17 protein-coding genes are annotated in these 26,266 nt (G+C 75.8%); 16 read left to right on the forward strand and 1 reads right to left on the reverse strand.

Annotation, left to right across the window (positions count from 1 at the left end; genetic code table 11):
* The first annotated feature begins 52 nt into the window (after positions 1 to 52).
* The 16 genes from ACWDBB_RS07565 (at position 53) to ACWDBB_RS07640 (ending at position 23,352) form a co-directional block, all read left to right on the forward strand.
* Positions 53 to 1,099, forward strand: a complete 1,047-nt coding sequence (locus tag ACWDBB_RS07565; RefSeq protein WP_449788670.1) for an SAM-dependent methyltransferase — start codon at positions 53 to 55, stop codon at positions 1,097 to 1,099.
* Positions 1,099 to 2,130 carry a pyridoxal phosphate-dependent aminotransferase gene (locus ACWDBB_RS07570; RefSeq protein WP_449788671.1) on the forward strand — a complete coding sequence of 344 codons (1,032 nt, stop codon included), beginning with the start codon at positions 1,099 to 1,101 and terminating at the stop codon, positions 2,128 to 2,130. Before ACWDBB_RS07565 ends, ACWDBB_RS07570 begins: the two co-directional genes overlap by 1 nt.
* Positions 2,131 to 2,315: 185 nt before the next feature.
* The gene (locus tag ACWDBB_RS07575) at positions 2,316 to 3,707 is read left to right on the forward strand and encodes an MFS transporter (RefSeq protein ID WP_449788672.1); all 1,392 of its coding nucleotides are present in this window, start codon (positions 2,316 to 2,318) and stop codon (positions 3,705 to 3,707) included.
* A gap of 113 nt (positions 3,708 to 3,820) precedes the next feature.
* Positions 3,821 to 4,918, forward strand: a complete 1,098-nt coding sequence (gene hppD / locus ACWDBB_RS07580) for a 4-hydroxyphenylpyruvate dioxygenase (protein ID WP_449788673.1) — start codon at positions 3,821 to 3,823, stop codon at positions 4,916 to 4,918.
* Positions 4,915 to 6,057, forward strand: a complete 1,143-nt coding sequence (locus ACWDBB_RS07585; RefSeq protein WP_449788674.1) for an alpha-hydroxy acid oxidase — start codon at positions 4,915 to 4,917, stop codon at positions 6,055 to 6,057. Before hppD ends, ACWDBB_RS07585 begins: the two co-directional genes overlap by 4 nt.
* Positions 6,058 to 6,122: 65 nt before the next feature.
* Entirely contained in the window at positions 6,123 to 7,352 is a 1,230-nt protein-coding gene (locus tag ACWDBB_RS07590; RefSeq protein ID WP_449788706.1) for an aminotransferase-like domain-containing protein, read from the forward strand.
* 240 nt (positions 7,353 to 7,592) lie between these two features.
* A complete protein-coding gene (locus ACWDBB_RS07595; RefSeq protein WP_449788675.1) occupies positions 7,593 to 10,133 on the forward strand; it encodes a lantibiotic dehydratase in 2,541 nt (846 codons plus the stop codon).
* Between the two features lie 90 nt (positions 10,134 to 10,223).
* Positions 10,224 to 11,570: a B12-binding domain-containing radical SAM protein gene (locus ACWDBB_RS07600; RefSeq protein WP_449788676.1), complete on the forward strand. Its 1,347-nt coding sequence runs from the start codon at positions 10,224 to 10,226 to the stop codon at positions 11,568 to 11,570.
* A gap of 1 nt (position 11,571) precedes the next feature.
* Positions 11,572 to 12,669: an arginase family protein gene (locus ACWDBB_RS07605; protein WP_449788677.1), complete on the forward strand. Its 1,098-nt coding sequence runs from the start codon at positions 11,572 to 11,574 to the stop codon at positions 12,667 to 12,669.
* Positions 12,666 to 13,718 (forward strand): hypothetical protein, encoded by a 1,053-nt coding sequence (locus tag ACWDBB_RS07610; RefSeq protein ID WP_449788678.1) that lies wholly within the window; start codon positions 12,666 to 12,668, stop codon positions 13,716 to 13,718. Before ACWDBB_RS07605 ends, ACWDBB_RS07610 begins: the two co-directional genes overlap by 4 nt.
* Positions 13,718 to 14,671 carry a PHP domain-containing protein gene (locus ACWDBB_RS07615; protein WP_449788679.1) on the forward strand — a complete coding sequence of 318 codons (954 nt, stop codon included), beginning with the start codon at positions 13,718 to 13,720 and terminating at the stop codon, positions 14,669 to 14,671. The genes ACWDBB_RS07610 and ACWDBB_RS07615 overlap by 1 nt, the downstream gene beginning before the upstream one ends.
* A 4-nt stretch (positions 14,672 to 14,675) precedes the next feature.
* Complete coding sequence (locus tag ACWDBB_RS07620; RefSeq protein WP_449788680.1) at positions 14,676 to 17,297, forward strand: lantibiotic dehydratase; 2,622 nt, start codon at positions 14,676 to 14,678, stop codon at positions 17,295 to 17,297.
* Positions 17,294 to 18,544: an MFS transporter gene (locus ACWDBB_RS07625; protein WP_449788681.1), complete on the forward strand. Its 1,251-nt coding sequence runs from the start codon at positions 17,294 to 17,296 to the stop codon at positions 18,542 to 18,544. Before ACWDBB_RS07620 ends, ACWDBB_RS07625 begins: the two co-directional genes overlap by 4 nt.
* On the forward strand, positions 18,541 to 19,443 hold the full coding sequence (locus ACWDBB_RS07630; protein WP_449788682.1) for a phosphotransferase family protein: 903 nt from the start codon (positions 18,541 to 18,543) through the stop codon (positions 19,441 to 19,443). The genes ACWDBB_RS07625 and ACWDBB_RS07630 overlap by 4 nt, the downstream gene beginning before the upstream one ends.
* A 219-nt stretch (positions 19,444 to 19,662) precedes the next feature.
* On the forward strand, positions 19,663 to 20,634 hold the full coding sequence (locus ACWDBB_RS07635) for an AfsA-related hotdog domain-containing protein (RefSeq protein WP_449788683.1): 972 nt from the start codon (positions 19,663 to 19,665) through the stop codon (positions 20,632 to 20,634).
* 117 nt (positions 20,635 to 20,751) lie between these two features.
* Positions 20,752 to 23,352: an AfsR/SARP family transcriptional regulator gene (locus tag ACWDBB_RS07640; protein ID WP_449788684.1), complete on the forward strand. Its 2,601-nt coding sequence runs from the start codon at positions 20,752 to 20,754 to the stop codon at positions 23,350 to 23,352.
* 98 nt (positions 23,353 to 23,450) lie between these two features.
* Here the strand turns inward: ACWDBB_RS07640 and ACWDBB_RS07645 are convergent, their stop codons facing one another.
* The gene (locus ACWDBB_RS07645) at positions 23,451 to 26,204 is read right to left on the reverse strand and encodes an AAA family ATPase (RefSeq protein ID WP_449788685.1); all 2,754 of its coding nucleotides are present in this window, start codon (positions 26,202 to 26,204) and stop codon (positions 23,451 to 23,453) included.
* Positions 26,205 to 26,266 lie beyond the last annotated feature (62 nt).

The raw sequence follows: 26,266 nt of genomic DNA on the forward strand, positions 1-26,266 counted from the left end.
CGCACACCACGCGGGCCGCACCCGGCCCGCCCACGGAGAAACGGACACCACCATGACCACTGCGGCCATCCCCGACACCTGGCGTGGCATCACCCCGTCGCCGATCACCTCGACCGACGCCTACAACGGCTTCATCGCCGCCAACGTGATCTTCGCGCTGGACCGGATCGGCCTGCTGGAGTCGATCGGGCGCGGCGAGCCGCTCTCGGCCGCCGAGGCCACCGCCCAGGCCGGCGACACCGCCCGCACCGAGGCCGTGCTGCGCGCCGCCGCCGACTACGGCTACCTCAAGGCCGACGGCGACGCCTACCTGCCCACCGAGGCGGGCCTGGAGATCGCCGCCGCGCGCGGCTACTTCACCTGGGCCGTCGGCGGCTACCACGACGTGTTCGGCCGCGCCGGCCACCTGAGCGCCGGCACCCACCGCTACAACGAGGACGTCTTCCGCGACGAGGCGATGGTCGCCCTCGGCTCCGCCCAGTGCGACCAGTCGATGTTCGCCGCCCAGCTGACCGACGTGCTGAACGGCATCGACTTCCGCACCATCGCCGACCTGGGCTCCGGCACCTCCGCCCGGGTGCGCCGCGTGGTCTCGCAGCGCGAGGGCACCCGGGGCCTGGGCATCGACATCAGCCGCCCGGCCACCGACATCGCCCGCCGCGACATCGTCGAGGCCGGCATGCAGGACCGGGTCACCGCCGTCCGCGCGGACGTGCTGGGCCTGCTCGGCACCCAGATCGACAACGACGCCGAGGCCGCCGAGGTGGCCGAGGTCGACACCGTGATGAGCTTCTTCCTGCTGCACGACCTGCTGGCCGACCCGACCACCCGCTCCTCGATCTTCACCCGGATGCGGGAGGCCTTCCCGAAGGCCCGCACCTTCGTCCTCGGCGACACCATGCTGCGCGACCCGGGCACCTCCGAAGGCGCCCAGCCGGTCTTCTCGGTCGGCTTCGAGCTGGCGCACGCGATGATGGGCGTGCCGCTGCACACCAAGGCCACCTACGAGCAGCTGTTCACCGACGCCGGCCTGCGGATCGACCGCGTCGAGGCGCTGGCCACCCCGCACTCCTGGCTCTACGTCCTCCAGGCCGACTGATGGCCGCCCCGTCGGGCGCCAGATACCTGCTGGCGCAGAACGAGCACCCGTACCCGCCGCTGCCGTCGGTGCGGGCCGCGCTCGCCGAGGCCAGTGCCGACGTGCACCGCTACCCTGACTTCCGTCCGGAGCGGATCGCCGGGATCGTCGCCGACTGGCAGGGCGTCCCGGCCGGCCAGGTCGTGGTCGGCCACGGCTCGGCGGGCGTGGCACTGGACCTCTTCCACACGGTCGTCGAGCCCGGCGACAACGTGGTGCACTCGGACCCCTGCTTCGACGCGTACCCGCTGTTCTGCGAGATCGCCCGGGCCGAGGCCCGGCCGGTCCCGCTCGGCCCCGACGCCCGGCACGACCTGGCGGCGATGGCCGAGCGGATGGACGGGCGCACCCGGATCGTCGTGCTGTGCAACCCGCACAACCCGACCGGCACGGTCTACTCCTGGGCCGAGCTGACGGAGTTCTTCCGCCGGGTGCCGTCCACCGCGCTGATCCTGCTCGACGAGGCGTACGTCGACTTCGCCCAGGGCTGGCAGGCCCCGGACGTGCCGGCCCGGATCGCCGAGTGGCCGAACCTGGTGGTGCTGCGCACGCTGTCCAAGTCGCACGGCATCGCGGCGCTGCGGGTCGGCTACGCGCTGGCGGAGGAGTCCGTGGCCCAGCGGGTGCGGGACCACCAGGTGCCGTACGCGGTGAACCGGCTCCAGGAGGCGGGCCTGCTCGCCTCCGTCGCCGCCGGGGACGAGATGGCGCACCGGATCGCCGAGATCGCCGCGGAGCGGGAGCGCACCGGGGCCGAACTGCTGCGGCTCGGCTGGACGGTGGCGCCCAGCGTCACCAACTTCCTGTGGGTCGACGCCCCCGGGGACCAGCTGCCGCTGCGCGCGGAGCTGGAGCGCCTGGGCGTGGCCGTCCGCTACTACCCGGGCCTCGGCATCCGGGTCGCCATCGGCGAGAAGGACGCCAACGACGCGGTGATCGAGGGTTTCGCCGCCGTCGCCCCGCTCGCCCCGGCCCACCCCGTCGCACCCTGACGCCCGGCGCCCTGAGCACCCCGGGTGCGTCAGGGCGCACCCCGGGCACTCCCCGCACCTGCGGAACCGCCCGCGCCTGCGGAACTGCCCGCACCTGAGGCACGTCCTGCACCTCCCGCACGCCGCACCACCGCACACCCACGCACACCCCGAAGCGCCGCCGTCGGCGCAGCGAAGGAACCGCCATGCACCCGCTGTTGGCCCGCCCGGAGTTCCGGCGCTACCTCGTCGGGCAGACCCTGTCCGTCCTCGGTGACAGCGCCCTCTCCATCGCCCTCGGCATCTGGGCCAAGGTGCTGACCGGCAGCAACTCCGCCGCCGGTCTGGTGCTGTTCTGCTTCTCCGCGCCGCTGCTGCTGCTGCCGCTCGGCGGCCTGCTCGCCGACCGGGTCCGCCGCAGGCCGCTGCTGGTCGGGGTCAACCTGGCGGTGGCGCTGTCGCTGCTGCCGCTGCTGCTGGTCGACGGCCGGGACACGGTCTGGATCATCTACTGCACCGCCACGGTCTGCGGTCTGGCCGGGGCCGTCCTGGCTCCGGCGCAGAGCGCGCTGCTGCGCAGCATACTGACGGAGCGTCAGGACTTCGGCGCGGCGGCCGGGCTGACCCAGAGCGCTCGGGCCGGCACCACCCTGGTGGCGCCGTTGGTCGGCTCGGGGCTCTACGGCTGGTTCGGCGGGCACGCGGTGGCCGTGGCCGACCTCCTCGTGCTGCTGCTGGCGGCGCTGAGCTTCCTCACCCTGCGGGTGGAGGAGGTCAAGCCGGAACCCTCGGGCCTGCGGTGGCGCCGCGAGGTGCTGGCCGGCTTCGTCCACCTGCGCGCCTCGGTCGGGCTGCGGTCGCTGGTGGCGGCCACCGCCGTCTCCGGCTTCGTGCTGAGCCTGCTCCAGCCGGTGCTGTTCGCGCTGACCCAGCACGGGCTGCACCGCTCGCCGCAGTTCCTCGGCGTGCTGGAGACCACCGAGGCGGTCGGCGCGCTGGGCGGCTCGGTGGTCGGCGGTCTGCTGATCGGCCGGCTCGGGCCGCGCCGGACGGTCATGGCGGGGTCGGCGGTGTTCGGCCTCGGGACCGTCCTGCTGCTCGCCTCGTCGCTGTACGTGGTGGAGGTCGGCCTGGTGATCGCGGGCGCGGGCATCCCGGCCGCCATGGTCGGGCTGGCCACCGCCGCCCAGGCGTCCACCCCGCCGCAGCTGATGGGGCGCGCCCAGGCGGCCGTCAACCTCTCGCTCACCGCACCGCAGGCGCTGGCCGTCGGCGTCGGCTCCGGCCTGGTGGCCGCCCTGGACTTCCGGGTGGTGCTGGGCGTGATGGTGGTCGGCGCGCTGCTCGCGGCCGCCCACCTGATCGGCAAGCCGGAGGCCCCGACGGAGCCGCCGGGCGCCGAGTCCGAGTCCAAGTCCGAGGACAAGGACGAGGACAAGGACGAGCCCCGGACCGAACCCCAAACCGAGCCCCGGCCGGAACCCCTGCCCGAACCCCGGCCCCGGCCCGAATCCGCATCCGAGCCCCGGCCCGAGGGCGCGCCCGCGCCCGAGGGCCCGGCCGAGCGGCAGGACGCCAAGGACCTCCAGGCCGGCTGACCGGCCCCGGCGTACCCGCCCCGCCCCACCCCACATACCTGCACGACCCCGCACGTCCGATCACCCGATCACCCCTCAGCACCTCCCGTCCTCCTCACGAGAGAGCTCCTCCGATGACCGACCGTTCTTCTCCCGCCGCCACCCCGATCCCCGTCGCGCTGGACCACGTCGAGTTCTACGTGGCCGACCTGGGCGCCGAGACCACCCGGCTGACCGCGGAGTACGGCTTCGAGCTGCTCGTCCCGCCGACCGAGCGCGGCGACGCCGCCGAGCGCTGCCTCTCCGCACTGTTCGGCCAGGCCGACATCCGGCTGCTGGTCACCCAGCCGCTGGCCGCCGGCCACCCGGCCACCGACTACCTGGAGCGCCACGGCGACGGCGTGGGCGCCCTCGGCCTGCGGGTGTCGGACGCCGCCGACGCCTTCCACGTCCTGACCGCGCGCGGCGCCGCCGCCCTGCGCGAGCCGCAGGCCGCCGACGGCTGCGTCACCGCGGTGGTCGACGCCTTCGGCGACGTGGTGCACACCCTGATCGAGCGCGGCCCCGAGGTCCCGGCCGGCCGCATCCCCGGCCTGCCCGACCCGGCCCCGCTGACCGGCGAGGGCCAGGTCGGCCTGCGCTCCGTCGACCACTTCGCCGTCCTGGTCCCGTTCGGCGAGCTGCGCAAGACCGAGCACCGCTACCGCGAGGTCTTCGGCTTCCGGACGATCTTCGAGGAGCGGGTCGAGGTCGGCGCGCTCGGCATGGACTCGGCCGTCGTGCAGAGCGCCGACCGCAGCGTCACCCTCACCCTGATCGAGCCGCTCACCGCCGACGCGGGCGGCCAGATCGCCTCCTTCCTGGCCGGCCACGACGGCGCCGGGGTGCAGCACGTCGCCTTCGCCGCCGAGGACGCGGTGCACTCCGTCTCCGTCATGGCCGAGCGCGGCGTGCCGTTCCTGCGCACCCCGCAGACCTACTACGACGCGCTGCCGGACCGCCTGACGCCGCTGCGGCACTCCTTCGAGCAGCTGCGCGAGCTGAACCTGCTGGTCGACCAGGACCACGACGGCCAGCTGTTCCAGATCTTCACCCGCTCCCAGCACCCGCGGAACACCTTCTTCTTCGAGGTGATCGAGCGCATCCGGGCCCGCAACTTCGGCAGCAACAACATCCGCGCCCTCTACGAGGCCGTGGAACTCCAGCGCAACGCCGGCGAAGTGGCCGGATGAGCGCGTCCGTCCGCAGCGAACCCCCGGCCGACGTGCGCCCGGCGCTGTCCGTCGCGGAGTACGCCGACCGGGCCCGGGCCGTGCTCGCGCCCGAGGTCTGGGAGTGGCTGGAGGGCGGCGCCGAGCGCGAGTTGACCCTCGCCGCCAACCGGGCCGCCTTCGACCGGGTGGGCCTGGTGCCCCGGGTGCTGACCGACGTCGGCACCCGGGACACCGCCGCCACCCTGGTGCGCAGCCGGGCGGCGCTGCCGGTGGCGGTGGCACCCGTCGCCTACCACCGGCTGTTCCACCCCGAGGGCGAGCTGGCCTCGGCCCGCGCCTCGGCCGCCGCCGGCGTGCCGTTCACCGTCGGCACGCTCAGCAGCGTCGGCTTCGAGGAGCTGGCGAAGACCGGTGCCACGCTCTGGTTCCAGCTGTACTGGCTGCGCGACCGCGGCCGGCTGCTCGACCTGGTCAGGGCGGCCGAGGAGGCCGGCTGCGAGGCCCTGGTGGTCACCGCCGACGTGCCGTACATGGGGCGCCGGCTGCGTGACGCCAGGAACGCCTTCGCGCTGCCAGACGGCGTCCGCGCGGCGCTGCTGGAGGGCGGCGCCGCCGGGCGGGCGCACCGGTCCACCACCGCCGTCTCGGCGGTGGCCGCGCACACCGCCGAGCTGCTCTCCCCCGGCGTCACCTGGGCCGATCTCGAGTGGCTGCGCGGGGAGACCGAGCTGCCACTGGTGGTCAAGGGCGTGCTCGACCCGGCCGACGCGCGGCGGGCCGCCGGCATCGGCGCCGCGGCCGTGGTGGTCTCCAACCACGGCGGCCGCCAGCTCGACCGGGCCGTGCCCGCGCTCACGGTCCTGCCCGCCGTCGCCGAGGCGCTGGCCGGCGAGGACTGCCAGGTACTGATGGACAGCGGGGTGCGCGGCGGCTCGGACGTGCTGACCGCGCTGGCCCTCGGCGCCACCGGGGTGCTGCTGGGACGCCCGCTGATCTGGGGCCTGGCGGCCGGCGGCGAGGCGGGCTGCACCGAGGTCCTCGACCTGCTCGCCGCCGAACTGCGGCACGCGCTCGGCCTCGCGGGCTGCGCCGACCTCCGGACCGCCGCCGAACTGCGCACCACCACCCTGCCCTGCACCACCTGGAGCACCCCGTGACCACCACCTCCGCACCGCACGACCTGCTGCTGGCGGGCCTGCACACCTCGCTCGCCGACCCGGCGATGACCTCGATGAACCTGCTCAACGAGATCTCCATCCGCTACCCGGAGGCGGTCTCCTTCGCGGCCGGCCGCCCGGCCGAGCAGTTCTTCGAGACGGACGCCGTCCACCGCCACCTGGACCGCTACCTCGACCACCTGCGCACCGAGCGCGGGCTGACCGAGGAGCAAGCCCGCCGCCAGGTGCTCCAGTACGGGCGGACCAAGGGGATCATCCACGACCTGATCGCCACCCACCTCGCGACGGACGAGGGCATCGAGGTGCCCGCCGAGTCGATCGTGGTGACGGTGGGCTGCCAGGAGGCGATGTTCCTGGTGCTGCGGGCGCTGCGCCGCGGCCCCGAGGACGTGGTGCTGGCCGTCTCCCCCACCTACGTGGGGCTGACCGGCGCGGCGCTGCTGGCCGACCTGCCGGTGCGGGCCGTCGCCGACGGCCCGGACGGCGTGGACCTCGCCGACCTGCGCCGGCAGCTGGCCGCCGCCCGGGCCGAGGGACTGCGCCCGCGGGCGCTGTACCTGGTGCCGGACGTGGCCAACCCGAGCGGGGCCAGCCTGCCGCTGGAGCTGCGCCGGGAGCTGCTGGCGCTGGCCGGCGAGGAGGACTTCCTGCTGCTGGAGGACAACCCGTACTGCGTCTTCGCCGGTGAGGAGCGGCTGCCCTCGCTCAAGGCGCTGGACACCGGGCGGCGGGTGGTCCACCTCGGCTCCTTCGCCAAGACGGCCCTGCCGGGTGCCCGGGTCGGGTACGTGGTGGCGGACCAGCTGGTGGCGGACGGGCAGGGCGGCACCGCGCTGTTCGCCGACCTGCTCGGCATGGTCAAGAGCATGACCACGGTGAACACCTCGCCGATCGCCCAGGCGGTGATCGGCGGCGCGCTGCTGGAGCACGGCCACAGCCTGCGGGCCGCCAACACGGAGGTGGCCGCGCTCTACCGGCGCAACCTCGCGCTGGTGCTGGAGGGCCTGGCCCGGCGCTTCCCGCCCGGCAGCGGGGTGACCTGGAACGAGCCGCGCGGCGGGTTCTTCCTGGTGCTCACGGTGCCGTGCGTGGTGGACGACGCGCTGCTGGAGCGCTCGGCCTCGGAGTACGGGGTGATCTGGACGCCGATGTCGCACTTCTACCCGGGGGCGGGCGGGGAGCACCAACTGCGGCTCTCCGTCAGCCAGGTCGACCCGGCCACCGTCGACCGGGGGCTGGACGGGCTGGCCGCGCTGCTCACCGCGCACTCCTGACCCGCGGGGCCCCGGCCCACCCGGAAGGGGCGTCCCGTCGAGGGCGCCCCTTCCGGCGTACGCGTCGAGCGGTCGCCGCCGACTGACCGACCACCGCGTCCGACGGCCACCCGCGCGCGGATCTCCCGACGCACCGACCGCGGCCGCTTTCCCCCGTCCGGACGGTGCCGACACGAAGGATTGCCGCCAGAATGGTCTGGTCGCGAACCGTCGTGACCGGAACGGCCGTTGGGGGCGATCATGGACGAGGCTCGGAACCTCCGGGGCGGCGGCGGGTGGTCGCTCGCCCCGGTCGCGATGCTGCGCCACGCGGGCTACCCGCTCTCCCTGCTGGACCGCGTCGTCGACTCCCCGACCGCCCGGGCCGCCGACACCGTGCTCGCCCTGCGCGACGAAGCCGTCGAGCTGGGGCGGCGGTTGAAGGCCGCCCTGCGTGCGGAGCGGGCCGGCACCCGGGGCGACCTCGCCTCCGGTGTCGGCATGCTCCGCCCTTTCCCGCCCGCCGACCTCGCCCGGCTCGAGGCCGAACTCGGCCCGGCCGCCCTGGACTCGGCCAAGCGCTACCAGGACGCGGTACGGGCCCTGGACACCCACTGGGCGGCGTTCGAGCAGCAGCACGGCGCCGCCCTCGCCGCCGCCCGCGGGGCGGTCCTGGACCTCTTCCGCGAGCCCTCCCTCCAGCAGGTCCTGCTGCTGTCCAACGACGCCCGCTTCGGGGAGTTCACCGCCTGGATCGCCTCCGGCGGCGCCGGCTCGGACGGACACGTCAGGCGGATGACCGACCTGCTCGCCATGTACCTCCAGCGGGTCACCACCAAGAACGAGACCCACGCGCACTTCGGCCCGCTCGCCGTCGCCCGAACGTCCCCGCGGGGCCCCGCCGGCATCACCTGGTCCACCGGCCCGCTGCGCCGGGTCGCCCGGCTCAGCCACTGGGCGGGCGAGGCGATGGCCGCGGTCTTCAGCGCCCGGCCGGAGGCCTTCGAGACGGTGCGCCCCCGCCGGCGCCCGCTGGCCTTCGCCGAGGGCCCGGTGGTGCGGCTGTACGCGTTCGAGGCCACCACCGGCATGCCGGACGGCTGGTGCTTCGTCGCGGTGAGGACCGACACCTTCGACGCCCACCGACGCTGGCTCTGGGAGCGCTGCGACGGCGAGCGCACGGTGGCGCGGCTGCGCGCCGACTGGGCCGGACGGCCGGACCGCCCGGCCGACCGCACCTTCGACCGGGTGCTCGCCGAACTCGTCGACCAGGACTGGCTGGTCGGGCGCTGGGAGATCCCGATCGGATCCACCGACGTGCTGCGCTCGCTCGCCGGGCACCTCCCCGACGGCTCCCCCGACCTCGCCGTGGTGCGCCGCTTCGAGGACGGGCTGCGCCGCTTCGCCGAGGGCCCGACGGCGGGCCGCGCGGCCCTGCTCGGCGAACTCAAGGAAGCCTTCGAGGAGGTCGCCGGGACGCCGGCCCACCGCTCCGGCGGCCGGCACTACGCCGACCGCGGCATCCTCCACGAGGAGGCCTACAGCCCGGTGCGGGACGTCGTCCTCGGCCCGGACGTCGCCGAACTGGTCAGCCGCGAGCTCTCCCCCGTCTACGACCTGACGCTGCTCGTCCCCCGACTGCGCGTCCGCCGCGAACTGGCGATCCTGCACCACTGGACGGCGCGGCGCTTCGGCCTCGGCACGCCCGTACCGCTGGCGGACTTCTACGCCGCCTTCTTCGCCGACCGGCCGCTGCTCGCCGCCCGGTGCGAGGAGGTGGACCGGGAGATCGCGGCGCTCGACCGGGAGGTCGTCGCCCTGCTGCTGGACGGCGCCGAGGACGGCCGACCGGAGAGCGTCGTCGAGCGGGCCGGGCTGGAGGAGCTGCTCGCCCGCCACCCGGCCGCCCCGCCCGCGCTGTGCAACCCGGACGTCATGCTCGCCGCGCCGGACGCCGCGGCGATCGGGCGTGGCGAGTTCCTCGCCGTCGTCGGCGACTGCCACGCCGTCCGCGAGGCGCTCACCCACTCGAGCTTCGCCCCGCTGCTCCAGGCCGAGGCGCCGGAGCTGCTCGACGGGATCCACGCCCGGTACCGGGGGCTGCTCGACGAGGACGAGGTGCTGGTCGACCTCTCCCGCTCGCACCCCGACAAGACCGCCGCCCAACTCACCTACCCCTGCCCGGACCTGGAGGTGTACGGGCGCTCCCCGAAAGCCCGCGGCGACGTCCTGCGGCCCGACCGGCTGTACCTGGTGGCCACCGCCGACCGGGTGGAGCTGCGCGCCCACGGCCTGACGGGCCGGCTGAAGCTGCTCGCCCCGCTCGCCGGCGGCCCCGGCATCCGCCAGGACCCGCTCTCCCCGTTCGCCTTCCCCCGGCACTTCGGCGGCGTCGGAGTCCGGGACCGGGACCGCGACCACCTGCCCCGCATCCGCTGCGGCCGGGTCGTGCTGCACCGGGAGCGCTGGCGCATCCCCGCCGGGGCGCTGCGCGGCTGGAGCCCGGGCGTCCACCGGTCCAGGGGCGACGCCGCCGAGTTCGCCGCCGCCCGCGGGCTGCGCCGCGAACTCGGCCTGCCGCGCCGCGGCTTCCTGAAGATCCCCGGCGAGCCGAAACCGGTCTACGTCGACTGGGAATCGCCCCTCGTCGTCCGGCAGGTCTTCCGGCTCGCCCGGAGGACGGCCGCCGCCCTGGAGTTCACCGAGATGCTCCCCGCCCCGGAACACCTCTGGCTCGACATCGGCGGCGAACGCTACACCAGCGAGCTGCGCTGTGCGGTCTTCTCACGCCGTTCCCCCTGAGCGCTCCACGCCGAGCGCTCCGTCTCCCGTGCTCCACCACCAGTGCTCCACGTCGAGGACGCCACGCCCTCACCGACCGAAGGCACCGCCATGACCAAGAGCTGCATCGTCCAGTTGCCCTTCCCCTCCAGCCACGACCCCGACCCGAAGCTGGCGCGCTACTACGACGACTACGACCGGCGCTTCCGGGCGATGCTGCCCGAGTACTTCATCCCGACCGACGGCCTGTGGGAGATGCCGCTGTGGGTCGCCCACCTGACCGCCCTGCTGGACACCGCGGGCCTGGACTCCGTCTTCCGCGACCTGTCCCGGACCCCCGCCGAGCCGGAGCGGTGCGCCGAGCCGCTCCTGGACGCGACCGCCGCCGGAGACCTCGTGCTGATGTCCCCGCTCGCCCAGAACCTGCGCCTCGCGCTGGAGGTGGCCGAGCGGCTGGAACGAGCCCGCCGGCGCGTCGTCCTCGGCGGCAACATGGCCCCGCTGGCCCCGGACGGTGCCGTGCACGCCGTCCACCGCGGCCAGCTCGACGCCGCCTTCGTACACCGGCTGGTCGAACTCGCCTCCGGCTCCGGCGGAAGCCTGGAGAAGCCCCTGCTGCCCGGGCTGGTGTCCGACCGGATCACCTGGGCGCCGGACTACCGCCACCTCGCCGGCTACCAGGGCCGCGTGCCGCTGCTGCGGCTCAACGCCAGCCACGGCTGCCTGTACCAGTGCTCGTTCTGCGGCGACGCCTGGAGCAGGCAGCTGACGCTGGTCGCCAGGGACGCGCTCGCCCGGGAGGTGGACGAGCTGACCGCCCGGTTCCCGGACACCCGGCTCTTCTACATCGGCGACAAGACCTTCGGCCAGTCCCGCGAGGCCGTCGGCAACCTGCTGGACGTCTTCCGCGACCGCCCCGGCCACCGGTTCATCGTGCAGACCCACGTGATGCAGGTGAAGGAGTGGATCGTCGACGCCATGCTCGAACTCGGCGTCGTCGCCGTCGAACTCGGCTTCGAGTCGGCCGACTCGCAGATGCTGAAGCGGCTCGACAAGCTCTCCCGCGGCCTGGACGACTACACTTCGAAGATCCGTCAACTCAGCGACGCCGGGCTGAAGGTCGTCCTCAACATGATGGGCGGCCTCGACGAGGAGACGGAGGCCTCGCACGGCCAGACCGTCACCTGGATGCGGGAGAACGAATCGGCGCTGTGGCTCTTCAACCTGTACAACTTCGTGCCGTACCCGCTGACCCCGGACTTCCCCAGGCTGCGCGAGCGCATCTTCAACTGGGACTTCGCCGACTGGCGGGAGGACGCCCCGGTCGTCTACCGGCCGCGGCACCTGTCCCCGCAGGACAGCTGGGACCTGTTCCAGGAGAAGATCGCCACCGCCCACGACGTCATCCGCGGCCCCCGGCCCGCACCCGTCCCCGTGCCCGCCGTGCGGAAGGACTGACATGACCGAACTCCCCGACTTCGAGGCCCTGCAGCACAGCGTCTCGCCCGAGGACTTCGAGCAGGACCCGCTGCCGGGCTGGGCCGGCGTCGGCACCCTGTTCGGCGCCCCGACCACCACCGCCGACCGGGTGGACGTCGGCGGGGCGGGCTGGGTGGTGTCCGGCGTTCCGTTCGACGCCACCGCCAGCTCCCGGCCGGGCGCCGCGGAGGGGCCGCGCGCCGTCCGCCAGGCCAGCCTGGTCTTCTCCAGCTACCTCACCAGCCTCGGCCAGTGGCGGATGCTGGACACCCGCACCGGCCGGACCTTCCGCTACCGCGCGCCCCGCGTCGCGGACGCCGGCGACCTGCACGTCTACCCGACCGACACGGTGAAGACCTTCCAGGCCGTGGCCGCCGAGAGCCGCCGCCTGAGCCGCGACGCCCCGCGCCTGGTCTTCCTCAACGGCGACCACTCCTGCACCTTCCCCACCTTCGCCGGCTTCCGCGCCGGACGCCTCGACCGCGGCGCCGGCCGGGTCGGGTTCGTCAACATCGACCACCACTTCGACTTCGGCAACTGGAGCACCCTGCACGGCCCGCTCTACCACGGCTCCAACTCCCGCCGGATCAGCGAGATCCCGCGGATGCGCCCCGAGGACATCGCCTTCGTCGGTGTCGGGGACGTGACGAAGTACGACCAGTTCCGCGGCCTGCTCGAACGCGGCTTCCACGTCGTGCCCGGCTCCGCGATCACCCGGGACGGCGCCGCCGCGGCGCTGCGCCCGGTGATCGAGGAGCTCGGCTCGCGCTGCGACACCGTCTACGTCTCCCTCGACATCGACGTGCTCGACAGCGCCGCCGCGACCGGCACCGGGCACGTCACCATGGGCGGCATCACCATCGGCGACCTCCTCGACGTCTACGAGGAGCTGCGGGCGCTGCCCGTCGGCGCCCTCGACGTCGCCGAGATCGCGCCCCGCTACGACCCGTCCGGCGGCACCGCGCAGATCGCCGCCCGGCTGCTCTTCGAGTTCCTGTTCCGCACCGAGGTGGCCCCGGCCGAACTCGCGCCCTGGGCCACCGGCGGCACCCCCTCCGCACCCCGGGAGCACCGGTGAGATTCACGCCCCACGAAGCGCAGTTCGACTGCACCCCGCTGGTCTCCGGCGCCCCCGCCGAGCGCGAGCGCGCGCTGGACGCGCTCGCCGCCGAGGCCGTCGAGGTCGTCCACCGGGTCGGCTACGCGGTCTTCCGGATCGGCCGGCTGCGGCTCGGGGTCGAGGACAGCCGCCGGCTGTCCACCGGGATCGTCGAGCGCGTCCGCACCGCGCTGATCGCCCGCGGCGCCCCCGAACGGATGCGGCTGGAGGTCGACCGGGCGCAGCAGACGTACGTGCCCGAGGGCTACCCCACCCGGACCCTGCTGCCCCACCACGACGGGCAGCACTGCTCGTACCTGACGCCCAGCCTCCGGGACGCCCCCGACTGGGACCCGGCCCGGCGCACCTACGGTGACTCCGGGTACACCACCACCCCCGCGCACAAGATGTACCAGGGCATCTTCCTGCCCGAGGTCGGCGAGGGGCTGAGCGTCACCACGTACTACGACTGGCTCGGCGTGATCAGCGAGGTGCTGGAGCGGCGCGGCGTCGACCGGGGCGCGGACCCGGTGGCGTCCGCCGCGCGCTGGCTCGGCGACAACCTGAACCGCGGCCTGGAGCGCCAGCCCGAGCACGGCTGCGCCTACCCCTCGGTGGGCGCCATGCTCGGGCTGGAGGAGCCGCTCTGGCACGGCCTGTCCTTCCACCACGGCGAGGCGGAGCTGACGAAGGAGGAGCGCCGTCGCTACCCGGCCGCCGCGCCACTGGCCCGCGACTGCCCCTGCGGCGAGTGCCGGGGCGAGGCCGCCCGGCTCTTCTGCCACCTGGTACTGATGGCCACCGGCCTGACCTGGGCGCGGTTCCGCCGCCGCTGGGAGGTGCTCGCCCCGGGCGAGCAGTGCGACCTGCTGCTCGGCCACAACCTGACCATGCTGCACGGCGGCCTGGCCGGCGGCGCGGGGCGGATCATCGAGCCGCTCTGCCTGGTCGTGGACGAGCCGTCCGGCCCCGCGTACGAGCGCTGGCTGGCCGCATCCTGGCGGCGCACCCTGCCCGGAGCTCGCTGATGGCCGGGAGCCCGCCGACGCGGGGGGCGCCCGCCACCCTGGCCACCCCGGTCGACCTGCACCTGCACACCCGGCACTCGGACGGGGACGAGGCGCCGGCCGACCTGGCCCGGCGGTGCGTGGAGGCCGGGCTGAGGGTCGCCGCCGTGACGGACCACAACACCCTCGCGGGCGTCGCCGCCTTCGAGCGGGCGGCCGACGGGCGCCTCACCGTGGTGCCGGCCTGCGAGATCACCACCGTCTGGCGCGGCGGCGAGGCCCACTGCCTGGCCTACTTCGTCGACCCCGGCGACGGGCCGTTCCGGCGGCGGATCGGGCGCGTCCACGACGCCGAGCTGGCGTGGTGGCGCGGCTGGGCCGAGCGGGTGCGGGCCCTGGGCGTGCCGCTGGACCGGGCCGGGGTCGAACGGTGGATCGGCGGCGACCGGGTGGCCCACGTCGACGACTACCTGGCCCTGCTGCTGGACGCCGCGCGGGGCGACCCCAGGTTCGCCCCGTACACCGAGGGCGGCGACCGGTTCGCCCGCCTCGCCGCCGACTGGTGCCGGCCCGGCCGGCCGCTGCACGTCGAACACCCCTGCTACCCCGACCTGGTGGACGTGCTGCGCTGGATCGAGCAGGCGGGCGGGGTCGCCGTGCTCGCCCACCCCGGCCCGCTCACCGCCGGTCTGAACGCCCCGGAGTGCGCCGCGCTGCTGGAGCCGCTGCGCGCCGCCGGGCTGGCCGGCCTGGAGGTGTGGACCAGCTGGCACACCCCGGCCGACAGCGCCCGGCTCGCCGAGGCGGCCGGGCGGCTCGGCCTGGTCGCCACCGCCGGGTCCGACTACCACGGGGCGCGGGTCAAGCCCTGGGCGCCGCGCCCCGGCCTGCTGCCCGCGCTCCCCGCCGATCCGCTCGCCGTCCTGGACGCCCTGCACGACCGCCGTCCGCCCGTCCACTCCACTCCCAGGTGAGGCTGTGACCACCGTCAACGACCCCCAGACCGGCTCCGGGCACGCCGCCTGGCAGCTCGCGCCGGTCGTCGTGCTCCGCCAGGCCGGCTTCCCGATGGAGCTGCTCGCGCCCCTGGTGGACCCGGCCGCCGCCGAGGAGGCCCACGCACTCGTCGCCCACGGCCGTCGACTGCGGGAGCTGGCCGAGGAGTTGAAGGCCGTCCTGCGCCGGCACCCGGTGCCCGGCGCCGCCCGGCTGTCCTCCACGGCCGGCTTCCTGCTGCCCGTCCCCGGGCCCGCACTGGCCGCCGCGGCCGCCGCCGTACCCGCCGACGCCGCCACCGTCCTGCACGCCTACCAGGACGCCGCCCGGCACTTCGCCGAGGAACAGGAGCGCTTCTCCGCCCGGCACCGGGACCGCCTCGACCGGGCCGGGGCCGCCGTGGTCGAGGCCTTCGCCGACGAGCGGCTGCGGCAGGTCCTGCTGCTCTCCAACGACTCCGCCTACCCCACCTTCGCGGCCTGGCTCGACGGCCACGACGGCGGGACGGGCCGGCGCACCCGTAAGATGACCGACCTGCTGACCATGTACCTCCAGCGGGTCACCACCAAGAACGAGACCCACTCGCACTTCGGCCCCTTCACCCCCGGCCGCCTGGGCACCGCCCCCGGCATCGCCTGGTCCGGTGAACGGGAGCTGGACCGGCGGGCGCTGTTCAGCCACTGGGCCGCGGAGCGGCTCGCCCGGAGCGCCGCCGCCGTTCCCGGCCTGCTCGACCACGCCCGGCCCCGGCGCCGCCCGCTGTCCTTCCTGCGCGACGGGAGGATCGACCTCTACGCCTTCACCACCCGCGACGGCCTGGACACCGACTGGGACTTCCGGCACCTCGGCGGGCGGCCGGTGGAACCGTACGAGGCCTGGCTGTGGCGGCACTGCGACGGCGAACGCACCCTGCGCGAACTGCGGCAGGCCTGGCAGGACGAGCTGCGCTGCCCCGCCCCGTTCGACCGGGTGCTCGCCGCGCTCGCCGACCACGAATGGGTGGTCGTCGAGTTCGAGATCCCGATCGGCGACCACCGCCCGCTGGCCGCCCTGCGCGAGCAGCTGCTCGCCGCCCCCGCCGACCTGGCCGCCCCGCTGCTCACCGCGATCGACGGCTTCGAGGCGGACCTGACCCGCTTCGCCCGGCTGCCGCTGCCCGAGCGCGCGGCCGCGCTCGCCGCCACCAAGGCCCGGTTCGAGCAGCTGACCGGCGGCCCCGCGAACCGCAACAGCGGCCTGCACTACGCCGACCGCAGCATCCTGTTCGAGGAGGCGCTCGGCCGGCCGGCCGACCTGACCGTCGGCCCGGACCTCGCCCGCTTCATCACCGACGAGCTGGCCGTCGTGTACGAGACCGTGCTGGCCGGCCCGCGCCTGCGGATGCGGCGCGAACTGGCCGTCCTCACCCGGTGGGTGGCCGAACGGTTCGGCCCCGGGGTGGAGATCCCGCTCGACCTGCTCTACGCCGAGTTCTTCCGCGACCGGGACGCCATCGCCCGGGAGTGCCTCGCCGTCGAGGCCGAACTCGCCGAACTCGACCGGGCGATCGGCGCGGCCCTGCTCGGCGAGGCCGCGACGGACCCGGACCGCTCCGAGGTCGTGGTGGACCGGGAGCGGGTGGCGGCCGTCCTCGCCGCGCGGCCCGGCGGCCCGCCGGCGCTCTGCGACCCGGACATCCTGTTCGCCGCGCGGAGCCGGGAGGACCTGGCCGAGGGCCGGTTCACCGCCGTCATCGGCGACTGCCACGCGGTGCGCGAGGTCATCACCCACACCAGCTTCGGCCCGCTGGTCCAGGAGCACGTCCCCGAGCTGCTCCCCGAGGTGTACCGCGGCTACCGGTCCCTGCTCGCGGACGACGAGGTGCTCGCCAACCTGTCCCGCGGCCACCCCGACAAGTCCTCCACCCAACTCGTCTACCCCTGCCACGACCTGGAGGTCTACGGCCGCTCCGGGCAGTCCCGCGACCGGGTGCTGCAGCCCTCCCAGCTGTACCTGGTGCTGCGCGGCGACCGGCTGGAACTGCGCGCCCACGGCGTCGCCGGCCGGCTGCGCCTGATGGCGCCCCCGGCCGGCGGTCCGAGCATCCGGCAGGACCCGCTCTCCCCGTTCGCCTTCCCCCGGCACTTCGGCGGCGCCGGGCTGGACGCGCCCGAGCTGGCGCACATCCCGCGGATCCGCTGCGGCCGGGTCGTGCTGCAGCGCGAGACCTGGCGGATCCCCGCCGAACGGCTGCGCGACACCGGCGCCCTCGGCCGGCAGAAGGGCCGGGACGACGCCGCCCGGTTCGTCGCCGCCTGCCGGCTGCGCGCCGAGCACCGGCTGCCCCGGCACGTCTTCGTCAAGGTCCCCGGCGAGCCCAAGCCGGTCTACGTCGACTGGGACTCCCCGCTGCTGGTACGGCAGTTGGTCCGGCTGGCCGGCGGGGCCGACGGCACCCTGGAGGTCTCCGAGATGCTGCCCGCCCCCGACCAGCGCTGGCTGGAGGTGGACGGCCACCGGTACACCAGCGAACTGCGCTGCGCCGTCTTCTCACCGGGGGACGGCCTCGCGACGGCGGACGGCCCCGAGGCCGGGGACGGCCGGCGGTCGGAGCCGCGCGGGTGAGCACCGACACCGCCGTCCGTCCGAACTCCGGCTACCGCCGCGTCCTCGGCGCCGCCGCCTCCTCCGCCGTCGGCGACGGCATGCGCTTCGCCGCGCTGCCGCTGCTGTCCGCCGCGGTGCTGCACGACGCCTTCCGGGTGTCCGCGGTCACCGCGGCGACCACGCTGCCCTGGCTGTTCTTCGCCCTGCCCGCCGGGGCGTACGCCGACCGCTTCGAGCGCCGGCGGCTGATGGTCCTCGCCGACCTGCTGCGCGCCGCGGTGCTGGGCCTCACCGTCGTGCTGCTCGCCGCCGGCCGGCTCGGCTTCTGGCCGCTGGTCACCGCCGCGTTCCTGCTGGGCGTCGGCGAGGTGCTGTTCGACTGCGCGTCCTTCGCGCTGCTGCCGGGCGTCGTGCCCAAGGAGCGGCTGGAGTCGGCGAACGGCCGGCTCTTCGCCGTCCAGACGGCCGGGCGCGACCTGCTCGGACAGGTGGTCGGCGGCGTGCTGTTCACGGTGGGCCGGGCCGTCCCGCTGCTGCTGGACGCACTCTCCTTCCTGGCCTCCGCGGCGCTGCTGCGCGGCGTGCGCGCGCCCGAGCCCGAACCCGGCCCCGCCCCGTCCCCCGGTGGGCGCCGCCTCCTGGCCGACATCCGCGAGGGCGTGGCGTTCGTCCTGCGCGACCGCCTGCTGCGCGCCCTGACCGTCTCCGCCGGCGTCGTCAACGCCGTCTACCTGGGCCAGATCGCCGTCCTCGTCATCCTGGTGCGCGACGTGCTGGAGCTCCCGGACTCCGCGTACGGGGCGCTGCTGGCCGCCGGGGCGGTCGGCGGCGTGGCAGGCGGCGCCGTCGCGAGTCGGCTGACCAGGGCGATCGGCCGGGCCCCGGCGCTGGTCGGCAACCTGGTCCTGACGGGCGCCGCCGGCCTGGCGGTGGCCGCCACCGACCGGGTCGCCGTCGTCGCCGCCGCCTACTGCCTGGCAGGTTTCGCCCTGATGGTCTGGAACGTCGTCGCCGTCTCGCTGCGCCAGACGATCATCCCGGACCGGATGCTCGGCCGGGCCACCGGCGTCTACCGGCTGTTCGCCTGGGGCACGATGCCCCTCGGCGCGCTGGTCTTCGGCCGGGTGAGCGCCTCGGCGGGGCCGCGCGCCGCCTTCGCCCTCGGCGGCGCCGTCACCCTGCTGACCTGCCTGCCGATCACCTGCACCCTGCTGCGGGACGGCAGGCTGACCGACCGTCACGAGACACCGGAGGACGCCCCATGAGCGAACGCTTCGCCGCACTGGACCGACTGGCCGAACAGTGGGGCCTCAGCGGCCTCGAACTCGTCGGCAAGGGACTGGAGTTCACCGTCTTCCGGGCCCGGGCGCGGGACGGCGCACCGGTCGCCGTCCGGCTCGCCCACCGCCGCTTCGACTCCAACGCCAACGACCCGCACGTGGACACCCGGGCCCTGCTCGTCCAGGAGCACGCCATCGCCCGGCACCTGGCCGAGCACGGCCTGCCCGTCGCCCGGGTCCGCGAGCTGGTCCTCGCCGACGACCCGAACTCCCCCGACGTGCTGCTCTCCGACTACGTCACCGACGACGGCTCCCCGCTCGACTCCCACGCCCTCGGGGAGCTCCTCGCCCGGCTCCACCGGGTGCCCCCGCCGCCGCTGCGCCCCGTCGCCGCCGAGGGCGGCACCACCGCCGAGGCCCTCGCCGCCCGGATAACCCGCCGCTGGGCCGAACTCGCCCACCGCGTCGACGACTGGCCCGCGCCCCCGGCCCCCGGGCTCCTCGCCCGCCACCTCTCCCCGCTCACCGGGAGCAGCCTCCTCCACCTCGACGTCCGCAGCTCCAACATCCGCCGTCACCAGGGCCGCACCACCGCCCTCCTCGACTGGTCGAACGCCCTGCTCGGCACCCCCGCCCTGGAGTTCGGCCGCCTCGCCGAATACGCCCGCTACCCGGAGAACGACCTCGACCTCACCGCCCTGCGCGCCGGCTACGCCACCCTCGCCCCCGTCCCCGCCGAGGACGACCCCTGCCTCCTCGCCTGCCGCCTGGACGCCGCCCTGATGCTCGCCCTGGTCTTCCTCTCCGAAGCCCCCGACCCCGCCCTCGCCCCCACCGCCACCGCTCACGCCCGCGACCTGGCCCTGCGCCTCGCCCACTCCTGACCGCGGCCCACGCGAAACGCCCGGCCGGGGTCTCCCGGCCGGGCGTTCGCGCCACACTCCCCGGGCGGATACACCCACGGCAAGTCGTCGGCGGGCGGGAAAACCGGCGGTGCAGCTTGCTGCCACCGTGACGGGCTGTCCTCGGGCGCGCCGCGGGGTCATGCTGACCCTGGGCCCGTCGACACCGCGGCCGCCGAGCAGCCGGGTGAGGGAACCGCCATGACCATCGAGAGCACCGCGATCGTCGCCCCGGCACCCGCCGCGGCGCCGGTCCGCCGGGGCGTGCGGCACCTGGTGCACTGCCCTCCCTCGTGGGACCGCTACCTGCTCGCGGCCCCCGCCACCGGCGAGGACCGCTTCCTGCTCACCGGCGACATGCCCGGCGACCACCCGCTGTTCAACGACGGGCCCGGCCAGTTCCACGACCCGCTGGTGGTTGCCGAAGCCCTCCAGGAGACCGGCGAGTTCATCGGCCGCCAGTACTTCGGCATCGCCGCCGACCGGCCCGGACTCTACCAGCGGTTCGGCCTGCGGCTCACCGACCTCGCCGCCTGGCGCACCGGCCCCGACCCGGCCCGGATGACCGTCGAACTGTGGGCCGCCCCCACCGGCACCGCTTCCGGCGCGCCGTCCGGGCTGGACCTGCGGCTGGACGTCTCACTGGACGACGTGCCGTGCGCGACCGGCGCCGCGGCCCTCGCCTTCCCCCCGGCCGCCCGCGGCGGCCCCGGCTGGCCGCTGCGGGCCGCCTGGCCGGCCCCTGCCGTGCGGCCGGTCACCCCGGCCGAGGTCGGCCGGCTCGACCCGGCCAACGTGGTCGTCGCCGAACCCACCCCGGCGCCCAGCGGTCGGCTCAGCACCTGGGTGCTGCCCAGCCGGCAGAACCCGGCGCTCGGCGCCGCCGCCGGCGGACGGCTGTCCGGCACGCTGCTGCTGGAGGCCGTACGGCAGTGCGCGGTGCTGACCGCCGGACGGGCCGTCGGGCTGGTGCCCGAGCGGTCCGTGCCGGCCGGCTGCGAGATCCGCTTCCACGGCCGGCCCAGGTCCGCCTCGCCGCTGCGCTGCGCGGCCGTCCCCGGGGCGCTCGACCGGGACGCGGCCGGCCGGCCCGCCGTCCCGGTCACCGTCACCCTGGTCCAGGACCGGGTGACCGTCGGGGAGGCCCGGACGCTCGTCGTCCAGGACTTCTGAGGGGGACGGACCCCACGGGGGGACGGACGAGGTGGCAGACGGGGGCGTCGCCGCGGGGAGCGGGTGACGGGCGGAGCAGACAGGGGGGCAGGGGTGAGGTTCCGGATCCTGGGACCGATGGAGATCGAGGGGGACGGGGGACCGGCGGTACCGCTCACCCCGGGGCCCCCGAAGGTGCGGACCGTCCTGGGCACCCTGCTGGTGCAGGCCAACCAGGTCGTGACGGTCGACACCCTGGTGGCCGAGCTGTGGCGGGACGCGCCGCCGCGCACCGTCAGCACCACGCTCCAGGTCTACATCTCCCAGCTGCGCAAGCTGCTGGACGCCGCCGACCCCGGGCGCGGACGCGACCTCCTGCTCACCCACGCCCGCGGCTACCGGCTCGCCGTCGAGGACGGCGGGCTCGACCTGGCCGCCCTGGAGGACCTGCACCGCCGCGGCCGGGAGGCCCTGGCCGCCGGCGACCACCGCGACGCCGCCGACCTCTACCGCAGGGCCGCGGCCCTGCGGCGCGGCCCGCTGCTCTCCGACACCCCGCACGGCCCGCTGCTGGAGTCCGTCGCCACCCAGCTCGCCGAGGCCGAGAGCACCGCCCTCGCCCACCGGATCCACGCCGACCTGCAACTCGGCCGGCACCACGAACTGATCGGCGAACTGCGCACGCTCACCGCGCGGTACCCGCTGCGCGAGGAGCTGCACGAGCACCTGCTGCTCGCCCTCTACCGGGCCGGACGGCAGGCCGAGGCCCTCCAGGCCTTCGCCGCGCTGCGCACCCACCTGGTCGCCGAACTCGGCGTCGAACCCGGCCCGTCGGTGCAGCGGCTGCACGGGCGGATCCTCACCGGCGACCCCGGGCTGCTGCGCACCCCGGAGCCGGCGGCGGGCGGCCCCGCCACACCGCGCGGGCCGGCCGCCGAACCGCCCGACGTCCGGGCCGGCACCGCGCTGCCCGCCGCCGACCCGGCCTTCACCGGCCGCGGGCCCGCCCTGGCCCTGGTCGAGGAGTTCCTGCGGAACGCGCCCGCCGGCACGTTCGTCGCGATCGCCGGCCAGCCCGGGGTGGGCAAGACCGCCCTCGCCCTGGAGGCCGCCCACCGCAGCGGGCCCGCCTTCCCCGACGGCCGGCTCTTCCTCGACCTCCAGCCCGAGGCCGGCCGGCCGCTGGGCGCGGTCGAGGCGGTCACCGCCCTGCTGCGCCGGCTCGGGGTCCGGCCGGCCGCCGGCGCCGGCGCCGGCGAGCTCCTGGACACCTGGCAGCAGGAACTGACCGGGCGCCGGCTGCTGCTGGTGCTGGACAACGTCGACTCCGAGGCGCAGCTGCGCCCGCTGCTGCCCGGCACCCCGGGCAGCGCCGCGATCGTCACCGGCCGCCGGCTGCCGGTGGGGCTCGGCGGGATCCGGCCTGTGGTGCTGGACGTGCCCGATCCGGCCGAGTCCCGGCGGCTGTTCGCCGCGGTGGCGGGCCACGGGCGGGAGGCGGCCGAGCCGGAGGCCGTCACCGAGCTGCTGGAGCTGTGCGGCCACCTGCCGCTCGCCGTCCGGATCGCCGGGGCCCAGCTGACGGCCCGTCCGCACTGGAGCGCGGCCACGCTGGTGGAGCGGCTGCGCGAGGAGCGGACCCGGCTCGGCGAGCTGCGGATCGGCGGGCTCGACGCGCGGGCCGCGCTGGTGCGCGCGTACCGCGACACCGGGCCGGTGCTGCGGTGGGCGTTCCGGCTGCTCGGGCTGCTGCCGGCCGGGCCGTTCGGGCCGGCCGCGGCGGACGCCGTGCTGGGGCTGCCGCGCTCGGAGACCACCCGGCTGCTGGACGAACTGGTCGACGACCGGCTGCTGGTGGCGGGCCCCGAGCAGGGGCGCTACCGGCTGCCGGAGCTGCTGCGGGTGCTGGCCGTGGAACGGCTGGCGGACGAGGAGGGGCCCGCCGAGGCCGCGGCCGCCGTGGAGCGGCTCTGCACGGAGTACGCCCGGGCCGCCACCCAGGTCACCGCCGTGCTGACGCACGGCCTGTCGGCCGACGGCGCCCGGTGGGACACCGCCCAGCTGCGGCCCTCCGACTGGTTCACCCGGGAACGTGACGCGCTGGTCCGGGCCGTCCGGCAGGCCCACGGGTACGGCCGCTGGGCCGCGGTGGTACGGCTCGCGGGCGCGCTGCGCGGCCACCTCGAGGCGCACGCCGACTGGAGTGCCTGGGCGCGGACGCACACCCTCGCCCTCGACGCGGCCCGCCGCTGTGGCGACCGCGCCGCCGAGGGTCGCATGCTCCGCTCGCTCGGTGACCTCGCCTGGGAGCAGCGGCGCCCGGCCCAGGCCGAGGAGCACTACGAGCTGGCCCGGCGGATCACGGAGGAGACCGGCGACCGCGCCGAACTCGCCCTCACCCTGGTGGGACTGGCCGAACTCCATTGCGACCGCGGCGAGTTCGGCGCGGCGGCGGAGCTGCTCGCGGCCGCCCCCGACGTCGCCGAGCCGCGCCCCCGGTTCGAGGTGCGGCGCGCGCTGGCCCTGCTGGCCCTGGCGGGCGAGGACCACCTCGGCGCCCTCGCCCACTTCACCGCGTGCCGCGACCTCGCCCTCGCCCTGCACGACCGGCGGCTGGAGTCCTTCGCCCAGCGCGCGATCCACGCGCTGCACGGCGACCGGCCGGCCGCGGCCCGGCCCGTCGAGTTCCGCCCCGGCGTCTGGCGCCTTCCCCGGCCGGCCCCGTACGTCCTGCGCTGACCGGCCGGGGCCAGGGCAGGACGACGCGGCCGGGCCGGACGACGGTGGTCGTCCGGCCCGGCCGCGTTACAGGGGTCAGAACAGCCGGGGCCCGGGAGTCACACCCGGCCGCCGGAGCCGAGCAGGTGCATCTCGGCGGCCAGTTCCTGACGGCGGGTGATGTTGAGCTTCCGGTAGATCCGGGTCAGGTGCTGCTCGACGGTGCTGACGGTGATGTAGAGCTTGGCCGCGATCTCCCGGTTGGTGTGGCCGTACACCGCGAGCATGGCCACCCGCTTCTCGGAGTCGCTGAGCCGGGCCTCCACCTCGACCTGGCCGCCGGCGCAGCGGCCGTTGTCCTCGGCGTCGCCGCCGGGCGGCAGGTCGAGGCCGGGGGCGATCTGCTCGCGCAGGGCGTCCGCGCCGCACTCCTTGGCGAGCTGCCAGGCGCGCCGGTTGACCATGTTGGCCCGGCCGGAGTCGCCGTTCTCCTTCAACACCCACGCGAAGTCGACCAGGGTGCGGGCGAGTTCGTAGCGGTCCTCGGAGTCCCGCAGCTCGTCGACCGCGCGGGCGAGCAGGGCGTGCCGCTCGCGGGGGTCGCTGAGGGCGGCCCGGACCCGCAGGGTGAGGCCGGAGATCCACGGGTGGGCGGCGTCGCGGAAGGCGAGCTGGTCGGTGATCAGTCGGGCGGCCTGCTGGGGCTCGCCGAGCTGGATCAGCGCCTCCGCCGCACCGGTGCGCCAGGGGGCGAGCAGCGGCCGGTCGAGCCCCCACCGCTTGAGGGTGCGGCCGATCTCCAGGAAGTCGCCGAGCGCCGCGTGGAAGCGGTGGGTCGCGAGGTGGTACTGGCCGCGGGCCCGCAGGTAGCGGATGCCGTGGATGCTGGTGCCGAGCCCTTCGGGCAGCGGCCGGCTGAGTTCGCGGGCGGCCGTGTCGTGGCGGCCGGCGGCGGTGGCCGCGCGGATCAGGACGGAGGCCACTCCCCCGGCGAACACGCTGCCGCCGCGTTCGGGCAGCAGGTCCAGGGCCGCCTCGGCGTGCTCCCCGGCACCGGCGAGGTCGCCCTGGCGGAGCAGGGCGTCGGCGTACAGGGCGGTGAAGGTGGACTGCCACCCGGGGGCGCCGCGCCGGACGGCCTCCTCCATGAAGACCTGGCACCAGGGCAGCGCGCGGGCCGGTCCGTCGACGCACAGCAGGGCCCGGATGGCCTGCACGATGGGGGCCGCGGTGCCGCCGCCGAGGGTGGCGCCGCGCAGGAACATCTCGGCCGCGGCGACGGTCGCGCCGCCCGCCGAGTACTCGGGGACGGCCCACAGTCCGGCGGGGGCACAGGGCCTGACCAGCAGGGGTGCGCCGGGGGCGGCCGGCTCGGCCGCGGCCCCGCTCTCGGCCGGGGTCGGGCCGCCGCCCCACCACGGGAAGGCGGAGAGGCCGTCCAGCGGGTCGCTGCCGCGGCCGAACCGGACGGGGTGGGCGGGCGGGTCGGCCTGCTCGGCGTCCCGGTCGGTGGTGAAGCGGTCCAGCACCTCGGCCGCCTCGTCGATGCGGCCCTGCTCGGTGAGCAGCCGGGCGAGCGGCCCGAGCCTGGCCTGGCCGAGCCGGCCGGCCCGCAGGGTCTCCAGCGGCCCGGCGAGGTCGCGCTCGGCGGCGCTGGGGTTGGTGCGCCAGGTGATCCCGGCGAGCATGGTGCGGAAGTGGTTGCGCTGCTCCTCGTCGACCCGGCCCCGGTGGGCGAGTTCGAGGCAGGCGGCGGCCCGGTCGGTGTCGCCGTCGGCGAGCAACTGCTCGGCGGCGGTGGAGAGCACCGCGACCGCCCAGGGCAGGTCGGTGGAGCCGACGCACAGGAGCTGGGCAGCGACGGCGGCGGTGGGGGCGCCGTCCCGGTAGAGGAGTTCGGCGGCCCGCCGGTGCAGGTCGGCGCGGTCCCGCGGGTCCATCCGGTCCAGCACCGCCTGGCGGGCGACCGGGTGGTGGAAGCGGTGGCCGTCGAGGATGCCGGCGGCGGTGAGCGCGGCGGTGTCGCGGCCGACCGTGCCGGCGGTGCTGTCGAGCATCCGGACGGCGAGGTCGTCCGAGGCGTGCTCGCCGAGGACCGCGGTCACCTCGGCGAGCCGGCGGGCGGCCGGTCCGCAGCGGCGCAGGCAGGCCAGGACGGCCTGGGTGAAGGCGCGGCCGGGCTCGGGGGCCCGTCCGCCGACGCGGTGCTCCTCGACCAGGGCGCGGAGCAGCAGCGGGTTGCCGCCGGCCACCTCGGCGGGCGGCCGGCCGCCGGCCGGGGCGTCGCGGAGTTCGGCGGCGACCAGCCGGGCCACCGCGTCGGGGCGCAGCCGCTCGGCCCTGATCCGGACGAAGTTGCGGGTGCGCAGCAGCTCGGTGCCGTAGCGGTCTTCCCCGGACTTGTGCAGCGACTCGGTGCAGGCCAGCAGGACCCGGGCGGAGCGGGTGCGGCGGACCAGGTGGAGCAGGTAGCGGCAGGACAGCTCGTCGATGTGGTGCAGGTCGTCGACGCAGATCACCACCGGCGCGGTCTCGGCGAGGCGGTGCACCGCGGCGCACAGCGCCTGCATCACGTCGGTCCGGTCCGGGTCCGCGGCGTGCGCCGGATCGGGCAGGGCCCCGGCCGGGGCGGCCGCCAGCAGCTGGCCGACGACGCCGAGCTCGAGGTCGCGCTCCACCGCGGTGCCGATGGCGCGCAGCACCACCGCCCCGGCGGTGGCGGCCCGCTCGGCGAGGGTTTCCAGGAGTTCGCTCTTGCCACAGCCGACGGCTCCCTCGATCAGTACGATCCCGGGAATTCCCCGTACGCATTCGTCGAGGGCCGAATCCAACAGATCCAGTTCTCGCTCACGATCGATCAACACTCTTGTCATCCCCCGGTTTCTTCGGTACCGCAGAACCAATCCCGTATGGCGGCAGGGAAAAGCACGGCCCC

The organism is Kitasatospora sp. NPDC001095 (assembly GCF_053598615.1).